The sequence below is a fragment of the Bradyrhizobium sp. CCGUVB14 genome, assembly GCF_024199935.1.
Classification (GTDB): Bacteria; Pseudomonadota; Alphaproteobacteria; order Rhizobiales; family Xanthobacteraceae; genus Bradyrhizobium.
Map to the genome: position 1 here is coordinate 4390756 of NZ_JANADS010000001.1, position 21056 is coordinate 4411811.

Sequence of the window (21056 nt, forward strand, 5' to 3'; positions counted from 1 at the left end):
CGATACCATGCCCCCCTTCATCGACACGCGGCTGCGCGATGCGCTCACCCCATTCTGGCCTGACTGCGCGGCGATCGGATCTCACGTCGCGGGCCGTATCGCTCTCGGTGCGGGCGCGCTCATCACGATCGACGATCCCGCAACGGGTGCGCCGCTCTATGCCTATCATGATGCCGGCGAGGCCGTGGTCGCCGAGGCGACAAAAGCGGCCGTCGCGGCACAAGGTGCCTGGACTCGGATGACCGGCGCGGGCCGCGGCCGCGTCATGCAGGCGATCGCGCGCGCAATTCAGGGCAAGGCGGAAGAGCTGGCGCGCCTGGAGTCGCTGTCGGCCGGCAAGCCGATCCGCGATACCCGCGTCGAGGTCGCCAAGGTCGCCGAGATGTTCGAGTACTATGCCGGCTGGGCCGACAAATTCCATGGCGACGTGATCCCGGTGCCGTCGAGCCATCTCAACTACACCAGGCGCGAGCCCGTCGGAATCGTCCTGCAGATCACGCCCTGGAACGCCCCGATCTTCACCTGCGGCTGGCAGGTCGCGCCCGCCATCGCGATGGGCAACGGCGTGCTGCTGAAACCTTCGGAGCTGACGCCGCTGACCTCGATGGCGCTTGCGCTTCTCGCCGAGCAGGCGGGGCTTCCGGTCGGTCTCGTCAACGTGCTCGCAGGCTACGGCCACACGACGGGGCAGGCTGCGCTTGGCCAGCCGGCGGTGAAGAAAGTGGTGTTCGTGGGGTCGGTGCCGACGGGCCGGCTGATCGCGGAAGCAGCCGCCAAGCGGCTGCTGCCCTGCGTGCTCGAGCTCGGTGGCAAGTCCGCCAACATCGTGTTCGCCGATGCCGACCTTGCACGCGCGGCGGTCGGTGCGCAGTCGGCGATCTTCGCCGGCGCCGGGCAGAGCTGCGTCGCCGGCTCGCGGCTGCTGATCGAGCGCTCCGTCTACGATCGCTTCGTCAAGATGGTCGCGGATGGCGCCGCGCGGCTGAAAGTCGGTGTACCCGATGCGGCGGATACCGAGGTCGGGCCGATCAACAACGCCCGGCAATACTCCCGCGTGCTCGCGATGGTGAAGCAGGGCCTCGCAGAAGGCGCGACGCTTGCGACCGGCACCGACGGGAGCACGAAGCAGGGCGGCTTCTTCGTCGCTCCGACCGTGTTGCGCGACGTCAGCAACGGCATGGCGGTCGCGCGCGACGAGATTTTTGGACCGGTCGTTGCCGCGATCCCGTTCGACACCGAGCAAGAAGCGATCGCGCTCGCCAACGACAGCGATTTTGGTCTGGCCGGCGCGGTGTGGACGGGCAATGTCGCGCGCGCGCATCGGGTCGCGGCGCAAGTCAGGGCCGGGACGTTCTGGATCAACGCCTACAAGACGATCAGCGTCGCATCGCCCTTCGGCGGCTTCGGCATGAGCGGCTATGGCCGTTCGAGCGGCGTCGAGACTCTCTTCGAGTACACCCAGGTCAAGAGCGTCTGGGTCGAGACCGCGGCCGAGCCCGCTGTGGGCTTCGGCTATGCACCGGGCGTGCGGGAGTGACGCCTGCAAGACATTCATCTCATCGTGGAACGGGGGCTTCGCATGAGCAACGTCACATCGGCATCGCCAACCGCAGTCGATGCAAATCGGTCGGGCCTGCCAAAGGTCTTCGTCGGCGTCTTCGTCACCGTCCTGCTCGCTGAATTGATCGGCGCGGTCGCAGTCCCACTCGGCGGGACCTACAAGGTCGTGCTGTTGCCGTTGCTCTGGGCGCTGCTCCTTGGCGCGGCCTGGGGTCTTGCGAGCCCGCGTCTTCCGGCCGTGGTGCGGTTCGAGCTGGGGACCCAGACGATCGCAGCGGCCGCGCTCCAGCCGGCCTTGCTTCTGTTTGTCGCCAAGCTCGGATTGCTGGTCGGCGGATCGCTGCCGAAAATCCTGACCGCCGGCTGGGCGCTGGTGTTCCAGGAGTTCGGGCATTTTTTCGGCACGATGGTGTTCGGCCTGCCGGTAGCCCTGCTGCTCGGCATCAAGCGAGAAGCGATCGGCGCAACCTTTTCGGTCGGGCGCGAGCCGAGCCTCGCTATCATCGGCGAAAAGTACGGGATGAACAGCGCCGAGGGGCGTGGTGTCCTCGCCGAATACATGACCGGCACGATCTTTGGCGCCGTCTTCATCGCAATCTTCGCGGGTGTCATCACCGGTCTTGGCATCTTCGATCCGCTCGCCCTCGCCATGGGCGCCGGCGTCGGCTCAGGCAGCATGATGGCGGCCGCGTCCGGTGCGATTGCAGCTCAACAGAGTGCTGATCTTGCCAAGGATATCGCTGCCTTCGCCGCGGCGAGCAATCTGATCACTACGACCATTGGCACTTACTTCACGCTGTTTCTGTCGCTGCCTTTCACGGTCTGGGCGTACGGCGTGCTCGAGCCGATCCTTGGTCGCGGCCGCGAGGCCACCTCGGAGGAATTGACGTCGCCGGCCGCCGCCGACGCGACGCTTGCGCATCAAAAGACGGCGGACGTGTCGGCAATCGAGCGCTTCTCGATCTGGATCGTGAGCACGCTTATTGCCCTGATCGGCAATTACATTGCCTACAAGACTGTGCCGGACGCCTCGGTTCTCGCCGGCGCCGCGATCATCGTGGCGGCCGTGATGATCGGTCACCTCGTCTACCTGCTCACGAAGGGCTGGGTGCCGGCCGTGGTCTGGGTATCCCTTGTTGCGATGGCCCTGACCAATCCTGCCATGCCGTTTGCTGCCGAGATCGCAGCCATGACCGGCAAGATCAACTTTCTCGCGCTCGCGACGCCGCTCCTGGCGTTTGCGGGTCTATCCATCGCCAAGGACATGCCGGCGTTTCGATCGCTCGGCTGGCGGATCGTCGTTGTCTCGCTGATGGCGAATGCGGGTACGTTCCTGGGCGCGACGATCATCGCCCAGTTCTTCATGCACAAGCCGGCCTGATCGTTCTCGGTCGTCCTAGCCGCCGGTCACGCTCATGTGCCTGGAGACGCTCGGGCGGTCGTGGCGGCGGTCGATGATGAAATCGTGGCCCTTGGGCTTCAGCCCGATGGCGCGGTCGATCGCAGCCGCCAGCAGCGTGTCGTCATCAGATGCACGGAGCGGCTTGCGCAGATCCGAGGCATCCTCATGGCCGAGGCAGGTGTGCAGCGTGCCCGTGCAGGTGACACGCACCCGGTTGCAGGATTCGCAGAAATTATGAGTCATCGGCGTGATGAAGCCGAGCTTGCCGCCGGTCTCGGCAACGCTGACATAGCGCGCCGGCCCGCCGGTGCTCTCGGCGAGATCCGTCAGCGTGAACTGCTGAGCGAGCCGCGCGCGCACCAGTGACAGCGGCAGGTACTGGTCGATGCGGCCTGAACCGATCTCGCCCATCGGCATCACCTCGATCAAGGTCAGCCCCATGTTCTTGCCATGAGCCCAGCGCATCAGATCGGGAAGCTCGTCCTCGTTGAGGTTCTTCAGCGCCACCGCGTTGATCTTCACCGCGAGCCCTGCAGCGCGCGCCGCCTCGATGCCTTCCAGTACCTTGTCGATCTCGCCCCAGCGCGTGATCTCGCGAAATTTCTTGGGATCGAGCGTGTCGAGCGAGACGTTGATGCGGCGGACGCCGCAATCGGCAAGCTCCTTGGCATGTTTTGCGAGTTGCGTGCCGTTGGTGGTCAGCGTCAACTCACCCAGCGCGCCGCTCGTCAGATGGCGCGACAGCGAGCGTACCAGCGACATCACGTTGCGCCGGACCAACGGCTCGCCGCCGGTGAGCCGCAGCTTCTTCACGCCCTTGGCGATGAAGGCGGAACAGAGCCGGTCGAGTTCCTCGAGCGTCAGCAGGTCGGCCTTGGGCAGGAACGTCATGTCTTCCGACATGCAATAGAAGCAGCGCAGATCGCAGCGATCGGTCACGGACACGCGCAGATAGGAGATGGTCCGTCCGAACGGATCGGTCATCGCACTCGACAGCGCGGCGAGAGGGCTCGCGATAGGTCCGTTCATACCAAATGCCTTGTCACTTACGGCGACGGGCGCACCTTTGCTTCAGCGGTGCTTGAGACGCAATCTAAGCATCGGACGCGGCTGAGACAATCGGGTGGTATACGTAGATTAGCGCTTGGATTAGCGCTTGCCCGCGTTCGGATCGGGGAACGCAGAACCGGCTGCGGGCGCTGCAGCATCGGCCGGCGCCGCGTCGGGTGCGGCTGTGGCCGGTTTCGGCTTCTTCAGCCGGTGCGGCTTCTTCTTTACGGGCTTGGGCGGCACCGCCGGCTGAAGCTCCGCGAACACCGGGTTCGGATCGGTGGTCACCGTAGCGGGCGTGGTGAAATCGCCGGGATTCTTGATCACGTTCACCGGCACGCTGGTCGGCTGGTACTTGTTGAGGACGTAGTCGACCGTGAAGGGAGCCTCCGGCGCGGGAACCGAGACGGAGCAGGGGGTCTTGCAGCCCGGACCGAGCGAGGTTTTGGCGTCGGCGCCCGGAGGATTGGATTCGAGCCGGACCTGGACGGTCGGCGGCGCCGATTTGAACATGTCCCAAGACATCGAGGAGCAGCCGCCAAGGCTCGCTCCCGCTAGCGCAATCGCGATGACACGACGCATGACCATCCACTTCTACTGCGACGAACCGCCACATAACCCCGCGCGGACCTTATGAGCGTCGCCTGGGGCAAGCAACCGGCGGACTGCGCATAGTTAATAGATGGTTAACGCAGGGTTCCGTGGAATAACGCAGCCATGTCAGGGCCTTGCGCGGGGGCTAGGCCGTCATCAGGCTGTTTGCGGCAGCCGGCAGGTCGCGCATGTGATGGATCAGACGGTCCGGCTTCAGATCGGCGATCGGCACGTCCGTGTAGCCGAAACTGACCCCGATCACCGGCACCCCGGCGCGACGGGCCACGCCGACATCGGTTCCGGCGTCGCCGACCATGATGCTGGCTTTGACCTCACCGCCGGCGCGCGCCACGGTCTCGCGGAAAATGGTCGGATCGGGCTTCTGGACGCCAAAAGTGTCCGCGCCGCAGATCGCCGCGAACCGGCGGCTCAGGTCGAGCTGGTCCAGGAGCCGCTTCGACAGCCATTCCAGCTTGTTCGTGCAGACAGCGAGACGATGGCCCTGCGCCGAGAACAGGTCGAGCGCCTCCAGGAGCCCCTCGAAGGGGCGCGATTCGACCGCGATATTGTCGGCGTAATAGGCGATGAAATCCGCCGTCATCCGGTCCATGTCGGCCGGCGTGACCGTGCGGCCCTCGGCCTCCAGGCCTCGCTCGATCAGCTTGCGGGCGCCGGCGCCGATCATGTTGCGGGCCGAGGCCACCGGCACGGGAGGCAGGCCTTCGCGGTCGAGCACGTAATTCAGCGCGGTGATCAGGTCGGGCGCCGTATCCACAAGCGTGCCGTCGAGATCGAAGACGAGAGTGTAGGGGGAGGTCTTTTGGGAGGAGGTCATGGTCCAAGCGCTACCGGCCCGGCCGTACCGGTGCAAGGGGCGGGGCTATAAGATCGGCTTATAGACCTGTTCCCGGACCCTGTTCTCCGGGGAAAAACGAGGCTACATAGGCCCGCCGCAACCGACGAGACCTGCGGCACCCCTGACTTGAGAGGCGGCCCGGACGTGAACATGGACCAGTTGAAGCGGCAGGCTGCGGCGCGCGCGCTGGAAGAGGTGCGTGACGGCATGCAGCTCGGCCTCGGGACCGGTTCGACGGCCAAGCACTTCGTCGAGCTGCTGGGCGAACGCGTCGCCGCCGGCCTCAAGGTGATCGGCGTGCCGACGTCCGAGGCGACGCGCGCCGATGCGGAGCGCTGCGGCGTGAAGCTGACCACGCTCGATGAGATCGACCATCTCGACATGACTATCGACGGCGCTGACGAGATCGATCCCGAGCTCAATTTGATCAAGGGCGGCGGTGGTGCGCTGCTGCGTGAGAAGATCGTCGCGGCCGCGTCGGATCGCATGATCGTGATTGCCGACGACACCAAATGGGTGCCGACGCTCGGCCGCTTTCCGCTGCCGGTCGAGGTCATCCCGTTCGGGCTCGGCGCGACCCGTCGCGCGATCGAGAAGGCATTTGCGGAATGCGGCGTTTCCGGGCAAATGGCGGTCCGCAAGGCCAAAGGCGGGGTCAAGGATGGCCACGTTTTCGTCACCGATGGTGGCCACTGGATCGTCGATGCCGAACTCGGACGTATTGCGGATCCGCCCCGTCTTGCCAAGGCGTTGAGCGCGATCCCCGGCGTGGTCGAGCATGGGTTGTTTATCGGCTTGGCCAGCTCCGCCGTTTTGGCGGGTGGCGAGGGAATTCGCGTGATTGAACGGCGAAAGCCGAAAGGAGACTGGAAATGAAGAGCGCTTTGAAGATCGTGCCCGCTGCGTGCCTCGCCTTCGTGCTGGCACTGGGGGCGGTGCCGGCGGCCGCGCAGCAGCCGGCAGCTCCCACTCCGGGCGCGATTGCGGCGGCGAGGGAGATTTTGACCCTGAAGAACGCCAGCGCGATGTACGCCGGCGCGGTGCCCGGCATGGTCGAGAAGGTCAAGTCCACGCTGATCGGCCAGAACCTCAACTACCAGAAGGATCTCAACGAGCTCGCCCCGGTCATCGCCAAGCAGCTTGCCGGTCGCGAGCAGGAGATCGGCGAGGGCATGGTCGGGGTCTATGCCGGTGAGTTCACCGAGCAGGAGCTGAAGGATCTCGTCACGTTCTACAAATCGCCGCTCGGCCAGAAGCTGATCACCAATGAGCCCAAGGCCATCAGCCTCAGCATGCAGGTCATGAACGATTGGGCGCGGAACTTCTCCGAGGTCGTCGCGAGCGCCTTCCGCGCCGAGATGAAGAAGCGTGGCAAGGACATGTAACAGCACCTATCTGAGAGGGTAGCTGATCAGGAAGCCCCAAAGCCCGTCGCGGTTTGGGTTGAAGAGGTCGGAGTGGACAATGGCTGAATTCGACGTCGACCTCTTTGTCATCGGTGGCGGTTCGGGCGGCGTGCGTGCCGCCCGCATCGCGGCCGGATACGGTGCCCGCGTCATGATCGCGGAAGAGTACCGCATGGGCGGCACCTGCGTGATCCGCGGCTGCGTGCCGAAGAAGCTGTTCGTGATCGGCTCGCATTTCCGTCACGAGCTCGAAGACGCCGCCGGCTTCGGCTGGACCGTTCCGCCCGCGACCTTCGATTGGCCGACGCTGATCGCCAACAAGGACAAGGAGATCGCGCGGCTGGAAGCGGCCTACACGACGAATGTCGAGAAGTCCGGCGCGCAAGTCATCAAGAGCCGCGCGGTGATCGAGGACCGGCATACGGTTCGACTGCTCGCGGATGACAAGAAGATCACTGCAAAGTACATCCTCATCGCCACCGGCGGCGCGCCCAATCATGGCGCCGCGATTCCCGGCATCGAGCATGTGATCTCGTCCAACGAGGCGTTTCACCTGAAGAAGCTGCCGAGGCGGATCGTGATCCAGGGCGGCGGCTACATCGCGCTGGAGTTCGCCGGCATCTTCGCCGGCTTCGGCTCCGACGTCACCGTGATCTATCGCGGCGACAACATCCTGCGCGGCTTCGACGAGGACGTCCGTGCCCACGTCCGAGCTGAGATGGAGAAGCAGGGCATCACCATCCTCACCGGCTGCACGGTGAACAAGGTCGATCGCCATGTGGATCGCAATGGCGAGGAATTCACCACACATCTGTCGAACGGATCGAGCCTCGCGTCCGACCAGGTGATGTTCGCGATCGGCCGTCATCCATCCGTGGCCAATCTCGGCCTGGAGAAGGCCGGCGTCGCCATCAATCCGAAGAACGGCGGCATCGCGGTCGATCATTTCTCGAAGAGCTCGGTCGACAGCATCTACGCGATCGGCGACGTCACCCATCGCCACAATCTGACGCCGGTCGCGATCCGCGAGGGCCACGCATTCGCCGATACCGTGTTCGGCAAGCGTACGGTGCAGGTCGATCACTCCTACATCCCGACTGCGGTGTTTTCGCAGCCGGAGGTCGGCACCGTCGGCCTGACCGAAACCGAAGCGCGCGCGCAGTTCAGCCACGTCGACATCTACAAGACGTCGTTCCGTCCGATCAAGGCGACGATGTCCGGCCGCGATACCCGCGTGCTGATGAAGCTCGTCGTCGACGGCTCGACCGACCGCGTGCTCGGCTGCCACATCGTCGGCGATTGCGCCGCCGAGGTGACGCAAGTGGTCGCGATCGCGGTGAAGATGAAGGCGACGAAGGCCGATTTCGACGCGACCATCGCGCTGCATCCGACCGCGGCCGAAGAGCTGGTGACGATGCGCACCCCGACCGCGCGCCACGTGCGCCAGGCGGCGGAGTAGGGCGTACCCAAGCGCTTCTCACCGACGGGGAGCCGCGAGCGGCTCCCCGCTGTTTTCACGGCGCTCAGAAGTCGAACGTCATACCAGTCGTGACGGCTTCCGCCTTGTTGCCGGAGACGACGTTGTTGTTGGCGTCGCGCCCGCAGACGGCGTAGCCGTGTCCGCTGGCACCGAGGCAGTAATGCGCGCCCGGTCCGTTGCGCAGATAGCTGCCCACCATGTACCAGCTCACGAACGGGCTGAAGTGATACTTCACGCCGATGGCGTACTGATCGGCGCTGGAGTCGACTGTGTTGAGCGCGAAATCGGCCGCGCCTGCGGGCGCGGAGACTGCGACCCCGGGCGTGGGATAGGCGTTCAGGACGCCCGTGCCCGGTGAGCCCGGTGAGGCATTGGCGTGAGCCCAGGACGCGCTGACGTCCCATTTGTCGACCGTCTGGGTCGCGCTCAGGAAGTAGCCGTCGCGCGAACGCTCGTTGAAGGCAGCCACCGTATTCTGACGACGCATGATCTCGTAGATGCCGTAGAGCTGGAGGCTGCCGATCACGTCGTTGAACTTGTAGCCCGCACCGACCTTTGCGGCCCACTCGTTGGCGATACCGACCGCGCCCGGCGGTACCGTGAGAACGGTGCCGTTGCTCAAGGGCGTCACCGCCTCGTCGCCGGTACGGTTGGTGCCCTCGTGCAGCTCGTAAGCGGCGACGCCGGTGAAGCCGCCTTGATTGTAGGTCAGCGAGGCGCTGTAGAGGTTGCCGTATGAGCCGTCGGTGCAGCCTTCCGGCGCCGATGTCAGCGGGAAGCCCGAGCCGCTGCCGCGCGATGATGTCGCCGGGCAGTTGAAATCGCCAAGCGCATAGTCGCTGTTGTCCTTTGCGGTGTTCTGTCCCGGCGAGACCATGAGCGTGGCCTGGAAGCCGTTCCAGATCGGCGATTCATACCAGATCGCATGACTGGCGCGCCAATCGAACTCGGCGCGGAGATCGCCGCCGGTGTTACCCATGATCGAGTTGTAGTCGCCGAGCGTGGCCGAGAACGGATCGAACTTTGCCGTCGCCTTCTTGTAGGGCGTGTCTGCCTTGCCGGCCTTGATCGTACCCCACGGGCTCTCCATGCCGAGGAAGCTGTCGCGCGTGCCGAACGCCGCGCGCTCGGTCGGTACGGCTGCGACCTCGACGAGGGACTCGAACTGCGCGACGGCCGCCCATCCGGGATAGCCATAGGGATCGAGATTGTGCCGCGCGCGAACGCCGAAATAGGTGAGGTTGCTGGAGACGCCGAACTTCGTGCCCTGGTCGTAGACGCCGGGATTGAAGACGTCACCCGAGAGATCGACATGGCCGTAGAGCGTCACGGTGGTGTTGTCGATGAATGGATTGGCGCCGGGCGCCTTGCTGTAGAGCGGAGCGCCACCGATGCTGACGACGGTGTGCTCGGGCGCCGGCGCGGGTGAGGGCGCGACCGCCGCGTGCAGAACCGGATTGCCCTTCGGCGAAGCCGGGGCGACGGCCGTCACCGCGGCTTTCAACTCGCCCATGTGATTGACGCGTTCGCGTAGCTGCGCGTTCTCCTTCGCGAGCTTCGTGTTGCTGCGCTCAAGCGCGTCGAGGCGCGCAATGACATCATCTATAGTTGCTGCTCTGATTGAATGTATACTTGTGGTTGCGCAAAGGGCCGCAAAGCCTGTGCCGAGCAGAAAGGCCTTCTTCATTGGTTTCCCCTCTATCGCCGCAGGCTCTCAATGGGCCCGGGATAAAGTGGAAGGTAATGTATACCAGATACGGCATACAATACGCCTGGTGTGATGCTACTCACTTTCTGGGCTGAGTGTGTCCAAACAGCAACTATTCCCAGCAAAGCGTGTCGCGCGGCGATCTGCCGCATTGCGTCGCACCCAGCCTGTTCCGGTGGAAAAAGCGAGCGGCGTCCGAGGCTTGCTTCAATGGCCCCACGGCGGTTGGCCGCGCCCAAGACGCTCGGCGATATCGGTCTGAAACAACGGCGGTCCGAACGCGAACCACTCATCGGCGACCTGGTAGACGAGCAGCCGTCTGTTCTCGGCGCAAAACCGTGTCAGCCAGTCCAGTGCCTTCTTCTTCGGCCGCTCACCGACCGGCACCACGACGTCGACCGGCAGGCCGCGCCAGAAGAAGTTGGCGGCCAGCATGATCATGCTGGATTGATCCGGCCGCATCCAATCCGGCAACGGGCTCGACGCGACCAGCCAGCCGCAGACGAATTCGCGGCACGGATGCTGCGGGCGTTCGGGATAGATCGAACATCGATGTGCGACGCTGAATGGGCATGGTTGCCCCCTGTGCACCTTGTGGCCGCGCACCTCGATCTGCAGCCAGCCATCGCAGCAGGCGCTGCAGCTTCCGCAGGTTCTGGTGATGTCGGGGCTCACGGGCGAAGCTGGTGCTCCAGGCGCATCTCGATCGCCTATGAACTACCAGCACCATTTGCGGACGGGCAAGATCTTCAGTGCACAAGATCTTCAGGGGACACGACCTGCGGCGGACGAGGCCGGGTTGGTTGGCGGCGGGCCTCGCGACTAGACGTACAAATATCCGACCGGCCTGCCTTCGGTGCGCAGCGGACGAATGTCCTTCTGCGTGATGATCTGGCTGGCCAAGCCGTCGATCTCGTCGCGCTGTGTCGGTGTCCAGCTGCGAAGATCGTTCATGCCCTTGAGCAGGCCGAGCCGGAGCACCTGCGTGTTTTCGCCGACGCCAGTGAGGCTGATCGAGCCCTTGCCCGCCGTCACGACATCGCCGGCTGCGAGCTCAAAGCTTTCGCCGGACGTCTTCTTGAACTCGGCCGTGCCGCGAATGACGCGGTAGATCACGACCTCGCCCTTGCCAAGGCAGTCGGCGTCGGCGGCGATCGAGGCGCTCTTCGGCAGCAGCGAGTGGCCAGGCGGATCGGTCGCGATGATGTGGCCGGTGACGAGATGGCCGCTTGGAATCTCGATCCCGATATCGCGGACGTAGACCGGCAGCGCCGATTTGACGGGGCCGTCGACGAGCGGCCTGAACAGCGCATCCAGTGCCAGCGGATCCTGAAGCCAGAAGCCGGCATCGGCGGGACGATCGTGTAGCGGATGGCTCCACGCCACGCGCGGCGTCTCGGCTTCGTTGATCTGATCCGGGCCGACGATGGTCGGATTCGGAAAGGTGGTGGGATCGGTGATGAAGGCTTCGAGGAATTTGCCGGAATAGCCCATCGAGATCGGATCCGGCACCACCGTCTGCGGCGTCTTCAAATTCTCTTCGGTCGACAGCCCCGACCATGTGTAGAACAGCTGGCGATGCACGATCGCGCTTTGCAGCATCACCGCGCCAGGGCCGACATTGTAGAAGCGTCCGTCATAGTCGAAGGTGAAGGCGCCCGAGGTGACCAGCACGAGCTGAAAGCCGCCCGGCGGCAGATGCAGATGGAAATCGGTAGGGCCGGTGTCGGGCCGATAGATCGGCAGGTTGGTCGCGACTTCGTGCAGCAGGAAGGTTTCGTTGTTGGCGTGAAAGCCTTCGTTGGCGCGGTTGTAGAGCGCTTGCGGACGATAGGTCGCTTCGAACTTCGCATTTTTGTCGCGATCGATCGCGACGAAATCCTGGGTGTTGAGACGGAGCCGCGCGCCGTTCGGATGGGTGAGGCCGGTGGTTTTGAGATCGCCCGCAGCATGCACGTTCATGACGTTCTCCGCTCTGCGCCATTGCCAGCTTGCAATGTCATTGCGAATTTTGGGCCAGTTGGTTTGCGGAGCAGCAAACGGGCCCGGCGCGGTGGCGCGGCGAGCAAAAATCCGGTGGCTGCGCCGCGGGTTAGATCGTCCGCTCGCTCCGATCACGCGACGCCGCGCCAAGGCCGGCGATTGCGAGACGGCAACGTTTTTTGTCTAATTTGTCGGCAAGCCTCGCCAGCGCGCGTGCACGCGGCGATTGACAAGATGTTCATGTTTTGTTCTTATGCTGCGACCGAGATGGAGGCAGCCATGGACAACCGCATCAACGACATCCGCAGAACGATCAGGGCGCTCCGCGTCAGCATGCGCGAAGCCGAAGCGATCATGCATGAACAGATCAACCGCGACGAGGACTGCAGTTTCGTCGCGCAGGAAGTCATCAAGATGCGCTCGGTCATGAGCGAACTGGTGAAGGAGCGGACCGCGCTCGGCGACAACGAGCCGATCGTCGTGAGCAGCTTCTTCATCCCGCGGCGAAGGCCGACGCGAAAGCCGGTCGCTGCTGCTGCCCCGACCATTGCCTCGGTGTTCCGTCCACGCCTGGTGGCGAGGGTTTGACGGCGAGGGGGCTCAATCAAAGGAGTGAGGCGCGGCCCGATCCGGTTTGCCGGCCGGGCTGTCCGCCCACTTCGCCATCTCCATGGTCCGCGCATCGACGCCCTCGCACCAGAAGCAGCTCGGCGTTGTCAGGCCCTTCGCGGACAGGATCGGGACCAGGCTGTGGCCGCAACCGGCGCACCAGGTGATGTCAGTCATTCATTCCCCTACGGCGTAGCAAGTTCGGAAGGAGATCTTGTCGTTGGCGAAGCTTGTGCGGGCGCTATGACGGCGCTGGCGCGCGCTGTCCGGTGTCGGTGCGCGTCTCCGATATCGTCGATGCCGCAATCCATCGCGACGCGGCCGTGATGTCGTCGCCATTTTCGCGATAGGCGCGCAGCTGGAATTCAGCCGAGCTTCCGCGCGCCACGATGGTGCGGCAGTGCTCGACCTCGGCGCTGCATTCCAGCGCGGCGGCATCCTCGGTGATGTCGTCGATGATTCGCGCAAGCCACTCCGAGATCGTCACCGGCCCGTCTTGTGACGCAAAGATGCAGTCGGTGCCGTAGCGCTGGGCGCGCCATTTGTTCTCCACCGCAATCGCGCGCTCGACCGCGCTCACTTGCTTCGACAGATGCGGCCTCAGATAGAGGTGCCGCGTCAGGCAGCGGTACAGCGAGGCGACGGCAATGGCGTCGTCGACGATGGTGCAGGTGTCCGGCGCGCGAAGCTCCAGCGTCGGGTGCTTCATGGAGGGGCGCATCGCCCACCAGATGTGGCTCTCATCGGGGATCACGCCGGAACGCTGCAGCGCGCCGACATAATCGTCGTAATCGCGCCTGCTCTCGAACAGCTCGGGTAGACCGGTGCGCGGAAGCTCCGAATAGGCGGCGAGCCGGTAGCCCTTCAATCCCGTCTTGTGGGAATTCCAGAACGGCGAGGACGCCGACAGCGCGATGAACAGCGGCAGATGCGGCAGCATCGCCCGCATCACCGCCATCCGCTTCTCCGGATCGGGCAGTTGCACATGCACATGCATGCCGCACATCATGTTGCGGTGGCCGATGCTGCGCAGGTCCTCGATCATCTCCTCGTAGCGCGGCTTCGGGCTCGGCTGCGACATGCGCCAGATCGCAGTCGGATGCGTACCGCAGGCCATGATGACAAAGCCATATTGCGCGGCGACGTTGGCGACCTCGCGGCGCAGGAACCTCAGCTCTTCCCGCGCGTCATTGACATCGACATGGACGTTGGTGGCGACCTCGAGCTGGGATTGCAGCATCTCGCGCATGGCCTGGCCGCCGGTCGACCAGTTCGCCGATTCGAACAGCTCGTTGGGAGTCTGGATCGCGACCTCGAGGGTGCGGCGATCGGCGAGGAAATATTCCTCTTCGATGCCGAAGGAATATTCGGCCGTCTTGCCGCGCCCGCCGGCAGAACGGATCACGAGATGCTGCTTGTCGTCGGAAGTATCCAGTCGCAGCAGTTTCAAAACGTCCGAAGCAAATGTCATGGGCCACCCGGCAGTGGTATTACCTGCCGGCGATAATCCTCCTGGCCGGGGCGGGTTCCGCCTCGGTCCCACCGGAAATTGCAAGCTCGAACGGAACAATTTTCACGTGGTCTGACGCGCGCGCGATCAGCGCGTGGTTCGGCGGCACCTCGGTCCAGCCGGTTTCCTTGTCGAACGGCTCGGACACGACGACGACCTGGCCGTCGCCGGCCTCGCGATAATAGAGCGTGTTGGCGGCGTCGTTGACGGCGACGCGAAACCCGTAGAGATCGCGTCCGTTGGCGATCGCGCTGGTGAAGCGCAGCCGTTCGCGCAGCTGGCCTTCGTTGACGAGACCGACGAGCGATTGCAGCACGGCGCGCGTTGCGCCGAGCGGATCGGCGTCGAGACCGGCACCCATCATGGCGAGGAACACGGCCTCCGAGTCGGTCGTTCCCAGCCGCGACGGATAATAAGCATCGGGGATCAGCGCCTCGACCTTGCGTCGCAGCCGGTTCCAGCTGCCGACAAAACCGTTGTGCATGAACATCCATTGGCCGCAGGCAAAGGGATGGCAGTTCTGCCGCGTCACCGCGGTGCCGGTGGCGGCGCGCACATGGGCAAAGAACAGATGCGAGCGCAGATGGCGGCAGAGGTAGCGCAGATTCTCATCCGACCAGGCCGGCCGCGTCTCGCGATAAAGGCCGGGCTCGGGATGCTCGCCATACCAGCCGAGACCAAAGCCGTCGCCATTCGATCCTGCCGTCGACTGCAGCGAGCGGATGCTCTGCGCGATCAGCGAATGCTCGGGCTCGGTGACGTAGGGTTCGAACGAGGTCGTCTCGCCCCGGTATGCGATCCAGCGGCACATGAGGTTCCCGTGCGGCAAAGTGTCGTGAGGTGCACCAACGATCCTCACCACGTGAGGGTTCCAGCCATTTGGTCGAGGCCGACGCGCACGGAGCAGGGTTGCCTTCATCGCCTCGCTGTGTAGAACACCTCTCAGGGTGCTCGCTGCATTGGGCAGCGACAGGTCAAGCGATGGTCGGGCCGCCACGCAGGATGCGTGCGCCCCATGAATGATCAACTGCCAAGCAGGCACCTGCCCAAATCACCGTTTTTCGTCGCGCGAGCGCTGAATACGCTCCAGCATTTCCTGCATGTCGAGGCCGTGAGCGGCATCGTTCTGCTGGTGGCTGTGGCTGCCGCATTGCTCTGGGCCAACTCATCCTTCGCTCATTGGTATCACGACATCTGGAACCAGCCAGTCACGCTTCGGCTCGGGGACTTCGCTTTCGTCAGGTCCCTGCATTTCTGGATCAACGATGCGTTGATGACGGTGTTCTTCCTGGTCGTCGGCATGGAGATCCGCCGCGAGATCCATGAGGGAGCGCTGAGCAGGTTCGATCAGGCCATTTTGCCGGTTCTGGCGGCCGTCGGCGGTGTGGTCGTTCCAGCGCTGATCTATTTGAGCTTCAACACCGTCACAGGGCGTAGCCAGGGCTGGGCTATCCCGACCGCGACGGACATCGCCTTTGCGGTCGGCGTACTCGCACTGTTGGGACGATCAATTCCTGTCAATGTCCGGGTCTTCCTTCTGGCCCTGGCCATCATCGACGATATCATTGCAGTGCTCGTCATCGCACTGTTCTACACGAGCAGTCTCGATCTCAACGGCTTCATGGTCGCTTCGTTCGGCGTGCTCATGGCGCTGGGGTTTCAGCGGTTCGGATTCAACTCCGCATTTGCTTATGTCGTGCCGGCCTTCATCGTCTGGGCGGGCTTCCTCACGGCGGGCGTCCATCCGACGCTCGCCGGCGTTGTGCTGGGCCTGATCACGCCGGTCCGTTCGGCCGCGCCCGAGATCGTGCCGCCCGTCATCCGCGTTGAAACGGCACTGCATCCCTGGGTCGCTTATACCATCATGCCGCTGTTCGCGCTGGCCAATGCTGGAGTCGACCTTAGAAACACGGCGTTCACCGGCGGCGCGCAGTTCGTGACGCTCGGCGTTGCGCTTGCGCTGTGCGCAGGAAAGCCGATCGGCGTGATCGGTGCGACCTGGCTCGCGGTGCGCACCGGATGGTGCCGACTGGCGCCGGGCGTGTCATGGTCCGGCATCTGCCTCATCGGGCTTCTGGCCGGCATCGGTTTCACCATGTCGATTTTCATCGCCATGCTCGCGTTCACCGATGAGAGGTTTCTGGATGCCGCGAAATTCGGCGTCCTGCTCGGCTCGCTCATCTCGGTGACCCTCGGCCTCGGATGGGGCGCGGAATACGCCCATCGGCACCGCGAGCAGGGCGATCATTGAAGCCGCCCACGCCAGCACTTCAGGTCGGCAGCGGGATCAGGGGCGCGACCTCGCGGTCGTCATGGTTCTCGCTCGCCGCAAGACCTTGCGCGACGCCGACGCGATCGGCCTCGGGCCGGTTCTGGCTCATCTTGCGCTTGCCTTCGAAGCGCACCACGGGGATGCGCACGCCGACGATTCCGCGCAGCTGCGCGGCGATGAAGTCCGCGGGGGCATCACTGACCGCCCACGGCTTTGCACGCGCGCCTTCGTGCTTTCTGGTCAACCGCGTCACGACCTCGAGCAGGCGCTCAGGGTCCTGGAAGAATTCCACCGGGCCATAGGCATGCACGGCGATGTAATTCCAGGTCGGCACGACCTTTTCGGTTTCCTGCTTGGTGGCGTACCAGGACGGCGTCACATAGGCGTCGGGACCCGAGAAGATCGCGAGCGCATCGCCGATCGGCGCCAGCTTCCATTGCGGGTTGGCCTTCGCCACATGCCCGTACAGCACGCCATGCTCGCCCTCGCTCTCGTCGAGGAAGAGCGGCAAGGGGGTTGCGACCGGACCTTCGGTGGTGGCGGTGACGAGGCTGGCGAGGCGGGCGGCGCGGATGGTTGCGCGGATGCTCTCTATGTCGTCGTCCTTGAAGGCGGGGGGAATGTACATGGCGTGTCTCCGTTCTCGCCCCGGAGATAGCCGCAATCTGGACTATAAGAAACTGCCAGTTTTATATAATTTGATCAGTCCAGTTCAGCGACCGCCTGTGCCAGCAGCTTGCAGCCCCGCTCGATCTGCGCGGTTTCCAGCGCCGAATAGCCCATGACGAGGCCGACCGACTTCCGCGCTCGGGGACCGGCGAATAGCGCGGAGACCGGATAGATGCCGACGCCCTTGGCGCGGGCGGCCTCGATCAGCGCGCCCTCATGCTTTTGCGGCAGGCTGTCGAACCACGCCACCACGTGCAGGCCGGCGGCGGTGCCCTCGACCCTGACACGATCGCCGAAGCGGCGGTGAAGGGCGGCAAGCAGCGCCTGCTGGCGCTCGGCGTTGCGCCGGTGCACGCGCCTGACGTGACTGTCATAGGCGCCGCTCTCCAGCATCGCCGCGAGTGCCTCCTGCTCGATCAGCGGCGTGTGCCGGTCCATGATCTGCTTGGCGGCGGCGAACAGGGATCGCAAGCCCGGCGGCACCACGAGATAGCCGATCCGCAAGGTCGGTGAGAGCGTCTTGGAGACGGTACCGAGATAGATCACGTTGTCGCGGCCTTCCAGCGCATGCAGCGGCGGGATCGGCTTGGTGTCGTAGCGATACTCGCTGTCGTAATCGTCCTCGATCACGTAAGCGTCGTTCGCTCTCGCCCAGGCGAGCAATTGGTGCCGGCGTCCGATCGGCATCACGCCGCCGAGCGGGTATTGATGCGACGGCGTCACATAGGCGAGGCGGGCGGCGATGCCGTCGAGCCGCACGGTCTGGAGGCCCGCGGCGGCGCCCGTCGCAGCAAATGTGTGCCGTGCCATCTGGTAGCCGGGATCCTCCATGATGAAGCGGTCGCCGGCATCGAGCAGCAGGCGCGCGCAGATATCGAGACCCTGCTGCGAGCCGTTGACGACGACGATCTGGTCGACCTCGCTGCGGATGCTGCGCGATCGCCAGAGATAGCCCTGAAGCGCGGTCCTCAGCCGCAGTGACCCGCTGGGGTCGTCATAGGCGAGCCGCTCGGGCTTGCGCGCCATTGCAGCCGTCACGGCTTTCTTCCATGCGAGCACCGGGAAGTCCGACGGCGACAACTCGCCATAGCGGAAGTTGGCGACGAGCCCGCGTGGCGGCTCGTTCCAGCGCGGCGGGTCCTGGCGCAATCGCTCGCCGAATGCGGACAGCCGCACCTTGCGCGTCGATGGCCGCGACGTCGCGCGGGCGCGTCCACGCTCCACCACGGCGCGCGCGACGCGCGGCCGGGCGCCAGGACGCGTCTCGATAAATCCTTCCGCCGTGAGCTGCTCATAGGCGATCGTGACGGTCGAGCGGGCCACGCCCATCTCACTGGCCAGCGCCCGCGACGACGGCAACAGGCCATCAGCGCCGTAGACCAGCGACATGATCTGATCGCGCAAGGCCTCGTAGATCTGGCGAGCGCCCATGCGGCCGGCGCGGCGGTCGGGATTGGTTCTCTTCTGCATCATCCACATTCCAGGCCGGCACTTGCTGCGGACCGGCGAGCTTGGAATGTGTTTCTAGCCCTGTTCGCCGAGCGTTTCGGCGTAAGTTTTGCCGTAGGGATAAAAATGTTCCTTGCGGCCCTGATCCCATTGCGCCTTGAAGCCGGGCGCCGTGATGTCCCAATCCGGGCGGCAGATCTTGCTGACGGCCCGGAGATCTCCGCGGAGCTCCTCGACGGTCGGGCGCCCGAAGAACCAGTAGCCGTTGTAGATCTTGTGAATGCGCAAGCCGGGCTCCAGCACGATGACATGCGGAATCATCGGATTGTGCACGGGGTCGGTATATTCGGCGATGTCGAGATCCTTCTGAACGATGCGCCGTGAGTCCGAGAGGAACGGCCAATGCGCGCCGACGCCGCTGCGATATTCGTTGGTCTGGGTGATGTTGTCGGTGGTGATCGTCACCAGTCGGCAATAGCCCACCTCCATCTCGCGATGAAGTTGCAGCAGCCCCTCGGCCTGGCGGCGGTCCTTCGGACAGAAGCCGCCGCGGCCGAGAACGACGACCATCGGATCGATGCCCTGCAGCTCTGAGAGCTTGCGGTGCTTGCCGGTGTGATCGCTCAGCTCGTAATCCGGAAAGGTCGCTCCCGGCACCATGTCAGTTCGCATAGGACTCTCCCATGTTCTAGAGATCGATCACGATGTCGCCTTGCGGGCGTGCGCAGCAGATCAGGACATTTCCGTCCGCCGGTGCGTCGAGCGGATCGGGCTGATAGCTGACCTCGCCGGCGACGAGCCCGCTTTCGCAGTTGTGGCACACGCCCGTCCGGCACGACCAGCGCACGGGGACGTCGCAGGCTTCAGCCAGTTCGAGCAGGCTGGCGTAGGATGGTCCCCAGCAGACATTGAGGCCGCTGCGGGCAAAGGACACCATGGGTCCCGGGCCCGGTACGCCCAGCGGCAGATGCGCGGACCTGTTCGGTGAAGCTGCGATGCCGGGCGTCAACGCGGGCTTGGCGCCGAACAATTCGGTGTGGATGCGATCGGGTGCCACGCCCCATGCGTGGAGGGCGGTCGTGAGGTCGCTGATGAACGCGGCCGGTCCGCAGAGATAGAAGTCGCCATCCTGGGGTACGTTGATGGTCTGGAGCAGCTGCCGGTCCAGATGTCCGGTGCTGTCAAAATCGACCGCGGGGCGATCGCCGGGATCGGGCCTGCTGTAGCAGACATGGCTGTGATGGTGAGGAAGCCTGCCCAGCAGTTCGCGCACCTCGGCGGCGAAGGCATGCTCGCGGCCGTTACGGCTGCCGTGCAGCCACCAGACCTCCCGTGTCGTTCCTTCCGCCGCGAGCGCGTGGAGCATCGCGAGAACCGGCGTTACGCCGATGCCGGCGCTCAGCAGGACAATTGGCCGCGTGCCCTGATGCAGCGTGAAGCTGCCGCGCGGCGCACCGAGCTGGACGATGTCGCCGGGTTTGAGCTCGTCGGCGACGTACCTGCTGGCGATGCCGTGTGCCTCGCGTTTGATGCTGAGACGATAGGACCCCGCATCGGCGCGGCGCGACAGCGAATAGCTGCGCGTCATCGCAGGCGTGGCGGAAGGTCCGAGCCGCATGATGACGAACTGGCCGGGCAGGGCCGCGACCCCCGGATGTCCGTCCGCCGGTTCGAGGATCAGCGACGTCACGTTGTCGGTTTCGGCGATCTTGCGCGCGACGCGATACGGTCGGAAGCCGCGCCAGGCGGGAGATGGGCTTGCCGCCGGACCAAGCCCGGCATTGCCTGTCGCCGGATTGTCCTTCTGCGCGAGCATGGCTGCGAAGGAACGATGCCAGCCGCGGCTCAGCGCCGGGATTTTGAGCGCGCGCTCCAGGTGCTCGCGCGGGTGAGGGGGCAAATAGAGCAGCGTGTTGATCTCGAACACGCTCATGCTCTCAGGGCCGCTGGCGACCCGCGTAATCTCATCGCCTGCCTCGACGTCACCTTCCTCGATCACACGAAAATAGAATCCGGGCCGGCCGTGCTTGACCAGCAGCGCGGCCATGTCCGGCTCCTCCATGCGAATGCCGAGCCGGTAGCAGGTGACGCGCGGCTGCGTCACCTCGAACACGGCCGAGCCGATCCTGTAACGATCTCCGATGCAGACCTCCGCGTCGGCGAGGCCCTCGACGGTGAAGTTCTCGCCGAATTGACCAGGAACGAAGTTCGATCGACCGAGATGCTCCTGCCAATAGCGATAGGACGCGTCCTGATAGACATACACGGCGCGCTGCTCGCCGCCGTGACCCGCAATGTCGCCCTGGCCATCGCCGTCGATGTTGAGCCGCCGCACTCGGCGCGGGCCTTCGACAGGGGCTTTCCAGATGCCGGTATGGACCGTCCTGCCTTGCCAGGCGATGTCGCGCGGCAGGCCGACATTGACGGACAGCAAACGTGCCATGTCTGTTCTCCCTGCGACCCGCGCTCCGGCGGATTCCGGATCGCGACAACGCTAATCTGCATCCC

The 21056-nt window shown here is 64.7% G+C and carries 20 protein-coding genes; 7 read left to right on the top strand and 13 right to left on the bottom strand.

Annotated elements, in window-relative coordinates; all coding sequences use genetic code 11:
- Positions 1-7 precede the first annotated feature (7 nt).
- Both NLM32_RS20120 and NLM32_RS20125 read left to right on the top strand, forming a co-directional pair.
- Positions 8-1537, top strand: a complete 1530-nt coding sequence (locus NLM32_RS20120; RefSeq protein ID WP_254130642.1) for an aldehyde dehydrogenase family protein — start codon at positions 8-10, stop codon at positions 1535-1537.
- 42 nt (positions 1538-1579) lie between these two features.
- Positions 1580-2941 carry a DUF3100 domain-containing protein gene (locus NLM32_RS20125; RefSeq protein WP_254130643.1) on the top strand — a complete coding sequence of 454 codons (1362 nt, stop codon included), beginning with the start codon at positions 1580-1582 and terminating at the stop codon, positions 2939-2941.
- Between the two features lie 15 nt (positions 2942-2956).
- Here the strand turns inward: NLM32_RS20125 and moaA are convergent, their stop codons facing one another.
- From moaA to NLM32_RS20140, 3 genes are all read right to left on the bottom strand, one after another.
- Positions 2957-3991: a GTP 3',8-cyclase MoaA gene (moaA, locus tag NLM32_RS20130; RefSeq protein ID WP_254130644.1), complete on the bottom strand. Its 1035-nt coding sequence runs from the start codon at positions 3989-3991 to the stop codon at positions 2957-2959.
- 120 nt (positions 3992-4111) lie between these two features.
- The gene (locus NLM32_RS20135) at positions 4112-4594 is read right to left on the bottom strand and encodes a hypothetical protein (RefSeq protein ID WP_254130645.1); all 483 of its coding nucleotides are present in this window, start codon (positions 4592-4594) and stop codon (positions 4112-4114) included.
- A 157-nt stretch (positions 4595-4751) separates the two neighbouring features.
- Entirely contained in the window at positions 4752-5441 is a 690-nt protein-coding gene (locus tag NLM32_RS20140; protein ID WP_254130646.1) for an HAD family hydrolase, read from the bottom strand.
- A gap of 165 nt (positions 5442-5606) precedes the next feature.
- On the opposite strand from NLM32_RS20140, the gene rpiA reads away from it, so the two are divergent.
- From rpiA to gor, 3 genes are all read left to right on the top strand, one after another.
- A complete protein-coding gene (gene rpiA / locus NLM32_RS20145; RefSeq protein WP_254130647.1) occupies positions 5607-6338 on the top strand; it encodes a ribose-5-phosphate isomerase RpiA in 732 nt (243 codons plus the stop codon).
- Entirely contained in the window at positions 6335-6847 is a 513-nt protein-coding gene (locus NLM32_RS20150) for a DUF2059 domain-containing protein (protein ID WP_254130648.1), read from the top strand. The genes rpiA and NLM32_RS20150 overlap by 4 nt, the downstream gene beginning before the upstream one ends.
- Positions 6848-6926: 79 nt before the next feature.
- Positions 6927-8327 (top strand): glutathione-disulfide reductase, encoded by a 1401-nt coding sequence (gene gor, locus NLM32_RS20155; protein ID WP_254130649.1) that lies wholly within the window; start codon positions 6927-6929, stop codon positions 8325-8327.
- Positions 8328-8391: 64 nt separating this feature from the next.
- Here the strand turns inward: gor and NLM32_RS20160 are convergent, their stop codons facing one another.
- The 3 genes from NLM32_RS20160 to NLM32_RS20170 form a co-directional block, all read right to left on the bottom strand.
- Positions 8392-10035, bottom strand: a complete 1644-nt coding sequence (locus NLM32_RS20160; RefSeq protein ID WP_254130650.1) for a porin — start codon at positions 10033-10035, stop codon at positions 8392-8394.
- A 228-nt stretch (positions 10036-10263) separates the two neighbouring features.
- Complete coding sequence (locus NLM32_RS20165; protein WP_254130651.1) at positions 10264-10497, bottom strand: hypothetical protein; 234 nt, start codon at positions 10495-10497, stop codon at positions 10264-10266.
- Positions 10498-10878: 381 nt separating this feature from the next.
- Entirely contained in the window at positions 10879-12018 is a 1140-nt protein-coding gene (locus NLM32_RS20170; protein ID WP_254130652.1) for a glucuronate isomerase, read from the bottom strand.
- A gap of 300 nt (positions 12019-12318) precedes the next feature.
- Between NLM32_RS20170 and NLM32_RS20175 the strand changes: the two genes are divergently transcribed.
- Complete coding sequence (locus NLM32_RS20175; RefSeq protein ID WP_254130653.1) at positions 12319-12627, top strand: hypothetical protein; 309 nt, start codon at positions 12319-12321, stop codon at positions 12625-12627.
- A 12-nt stretch (positions 12628-12639) separates the two neighbouring features.
- Here the strand turns inward: NLM32_RS20175 and NLM32_RS20180 are convergent, their stop codons facing one another.
- The 3 genes from NLM32_RS20180 to NLM32_RS20190 form a co-directional block, all read right to left on the bottom strand.
- Complete coding sequence (locus tag NLM32_RS20180) at positions 12640-12825, bottom strand: hypothetical protein (protein WP_254130654.1); 186 nt, start codon at positions 12823-12825, stop codon at positions 12640-12642.
- A gap of 64 nt (positions 12826-12889) precedes the next feature.
- Positions 12890-14119: a carboxylate-amine ligase gene (locus tag NLM32_RS20185; RefSeq protein WP_254130655.1), complete on the bottom strand. Its 1230-nt coding sequence runs from the start codon at positions 14117-14119 to the stop codon at positions 12890-12892.
- 19 nt (positions 14120-14138) lie between these two features.
- On the bottom strand, positions 14139-14969 hold the full coding sequence (locus NLM32_RS20190; RefSeq protein WP_254130656.1) for a class II glutamine amidotransferase: 831 nt from the start codon (positions 14967-14969) through the stop codon (positions 14139-14141).
- A 204-nt stretch (positions 14970-15173) separates the two neighbouring features.
- Here NLM32_RS20190 and nhaA point away from each other — a divergent pair, with 204 nt between their 5' ends.
- Positions 15174-16409: a Na+/H+ antiporter NhaA gene (gene nhaA, locus NLM32_RS20195; RefSeq protein WP_254130657.1), complete on the top strand. Its 1236-nt coding sequence runs from the start codon at positions 15174-15176 to the stop codon at positions 16407-16409.
- A 19-nt stretch (positions 16410-16428) separates the two neighbouring features.
- Here the strand turns inward: nhaA and NLM32_RS20200 are convergent, their stop codons facing one another.
- From NLM32_RS20200 to NLM32_RS20215, 4 genes are all read right to left on the bottom strand, one after another.
- The gene (locus NLM32_RS20200; protein WP_254130658.1) at positions 16429-17058 is read right to left on the bottom strand and encodes an FMN-binding negative transcriptional regulator; all 630 of its coding nucleotides are present in this window, start codon (positions 17056-17058) and stop codon (positions 16429-16431) included.
- Between the two features lie 74 nt (positions 17059-17132).
- Positions 17133-18578: a PLP-dependent aminotransferase family protein gene (locus tag NLM32_RS20205; RefSeq protein ID WP_375143565.1), complete on the bottom strand. Its 1446-nt coding sequence runs from the start codon at positions 18576-18578 to the stop codon at positions 17133-17135.
- 45 nt (positions 18579-18623) lie between these two features.
- Positions 18624-19220 carry a redoxin domain-containing protein gene (locus tag NLM32_RS20210; protein WP_254130660.1) on the bottom strand — a complete coding sequence of 199 codons (597 nt, stop codon included), beginning with the start codon at positions 19218-19220 and terminating at the stop codon, positions 18624-18626.
- A gap of 16 nt (positions 19221-19236) precedes the next feature.
- Positions 19237-20991, bottom strand: coding sequence for an MOSC and FAD-binding oxidoreductase domain-containing protein (locus NLM32_RS20215; protein WP_254130661.1), 1755 nt, complete (start codon positions 20989-20991; stop codon positions 19237-19239).
- Between the last annotated feature and the right edge of the window lie 65 nt (positions 20992-21056).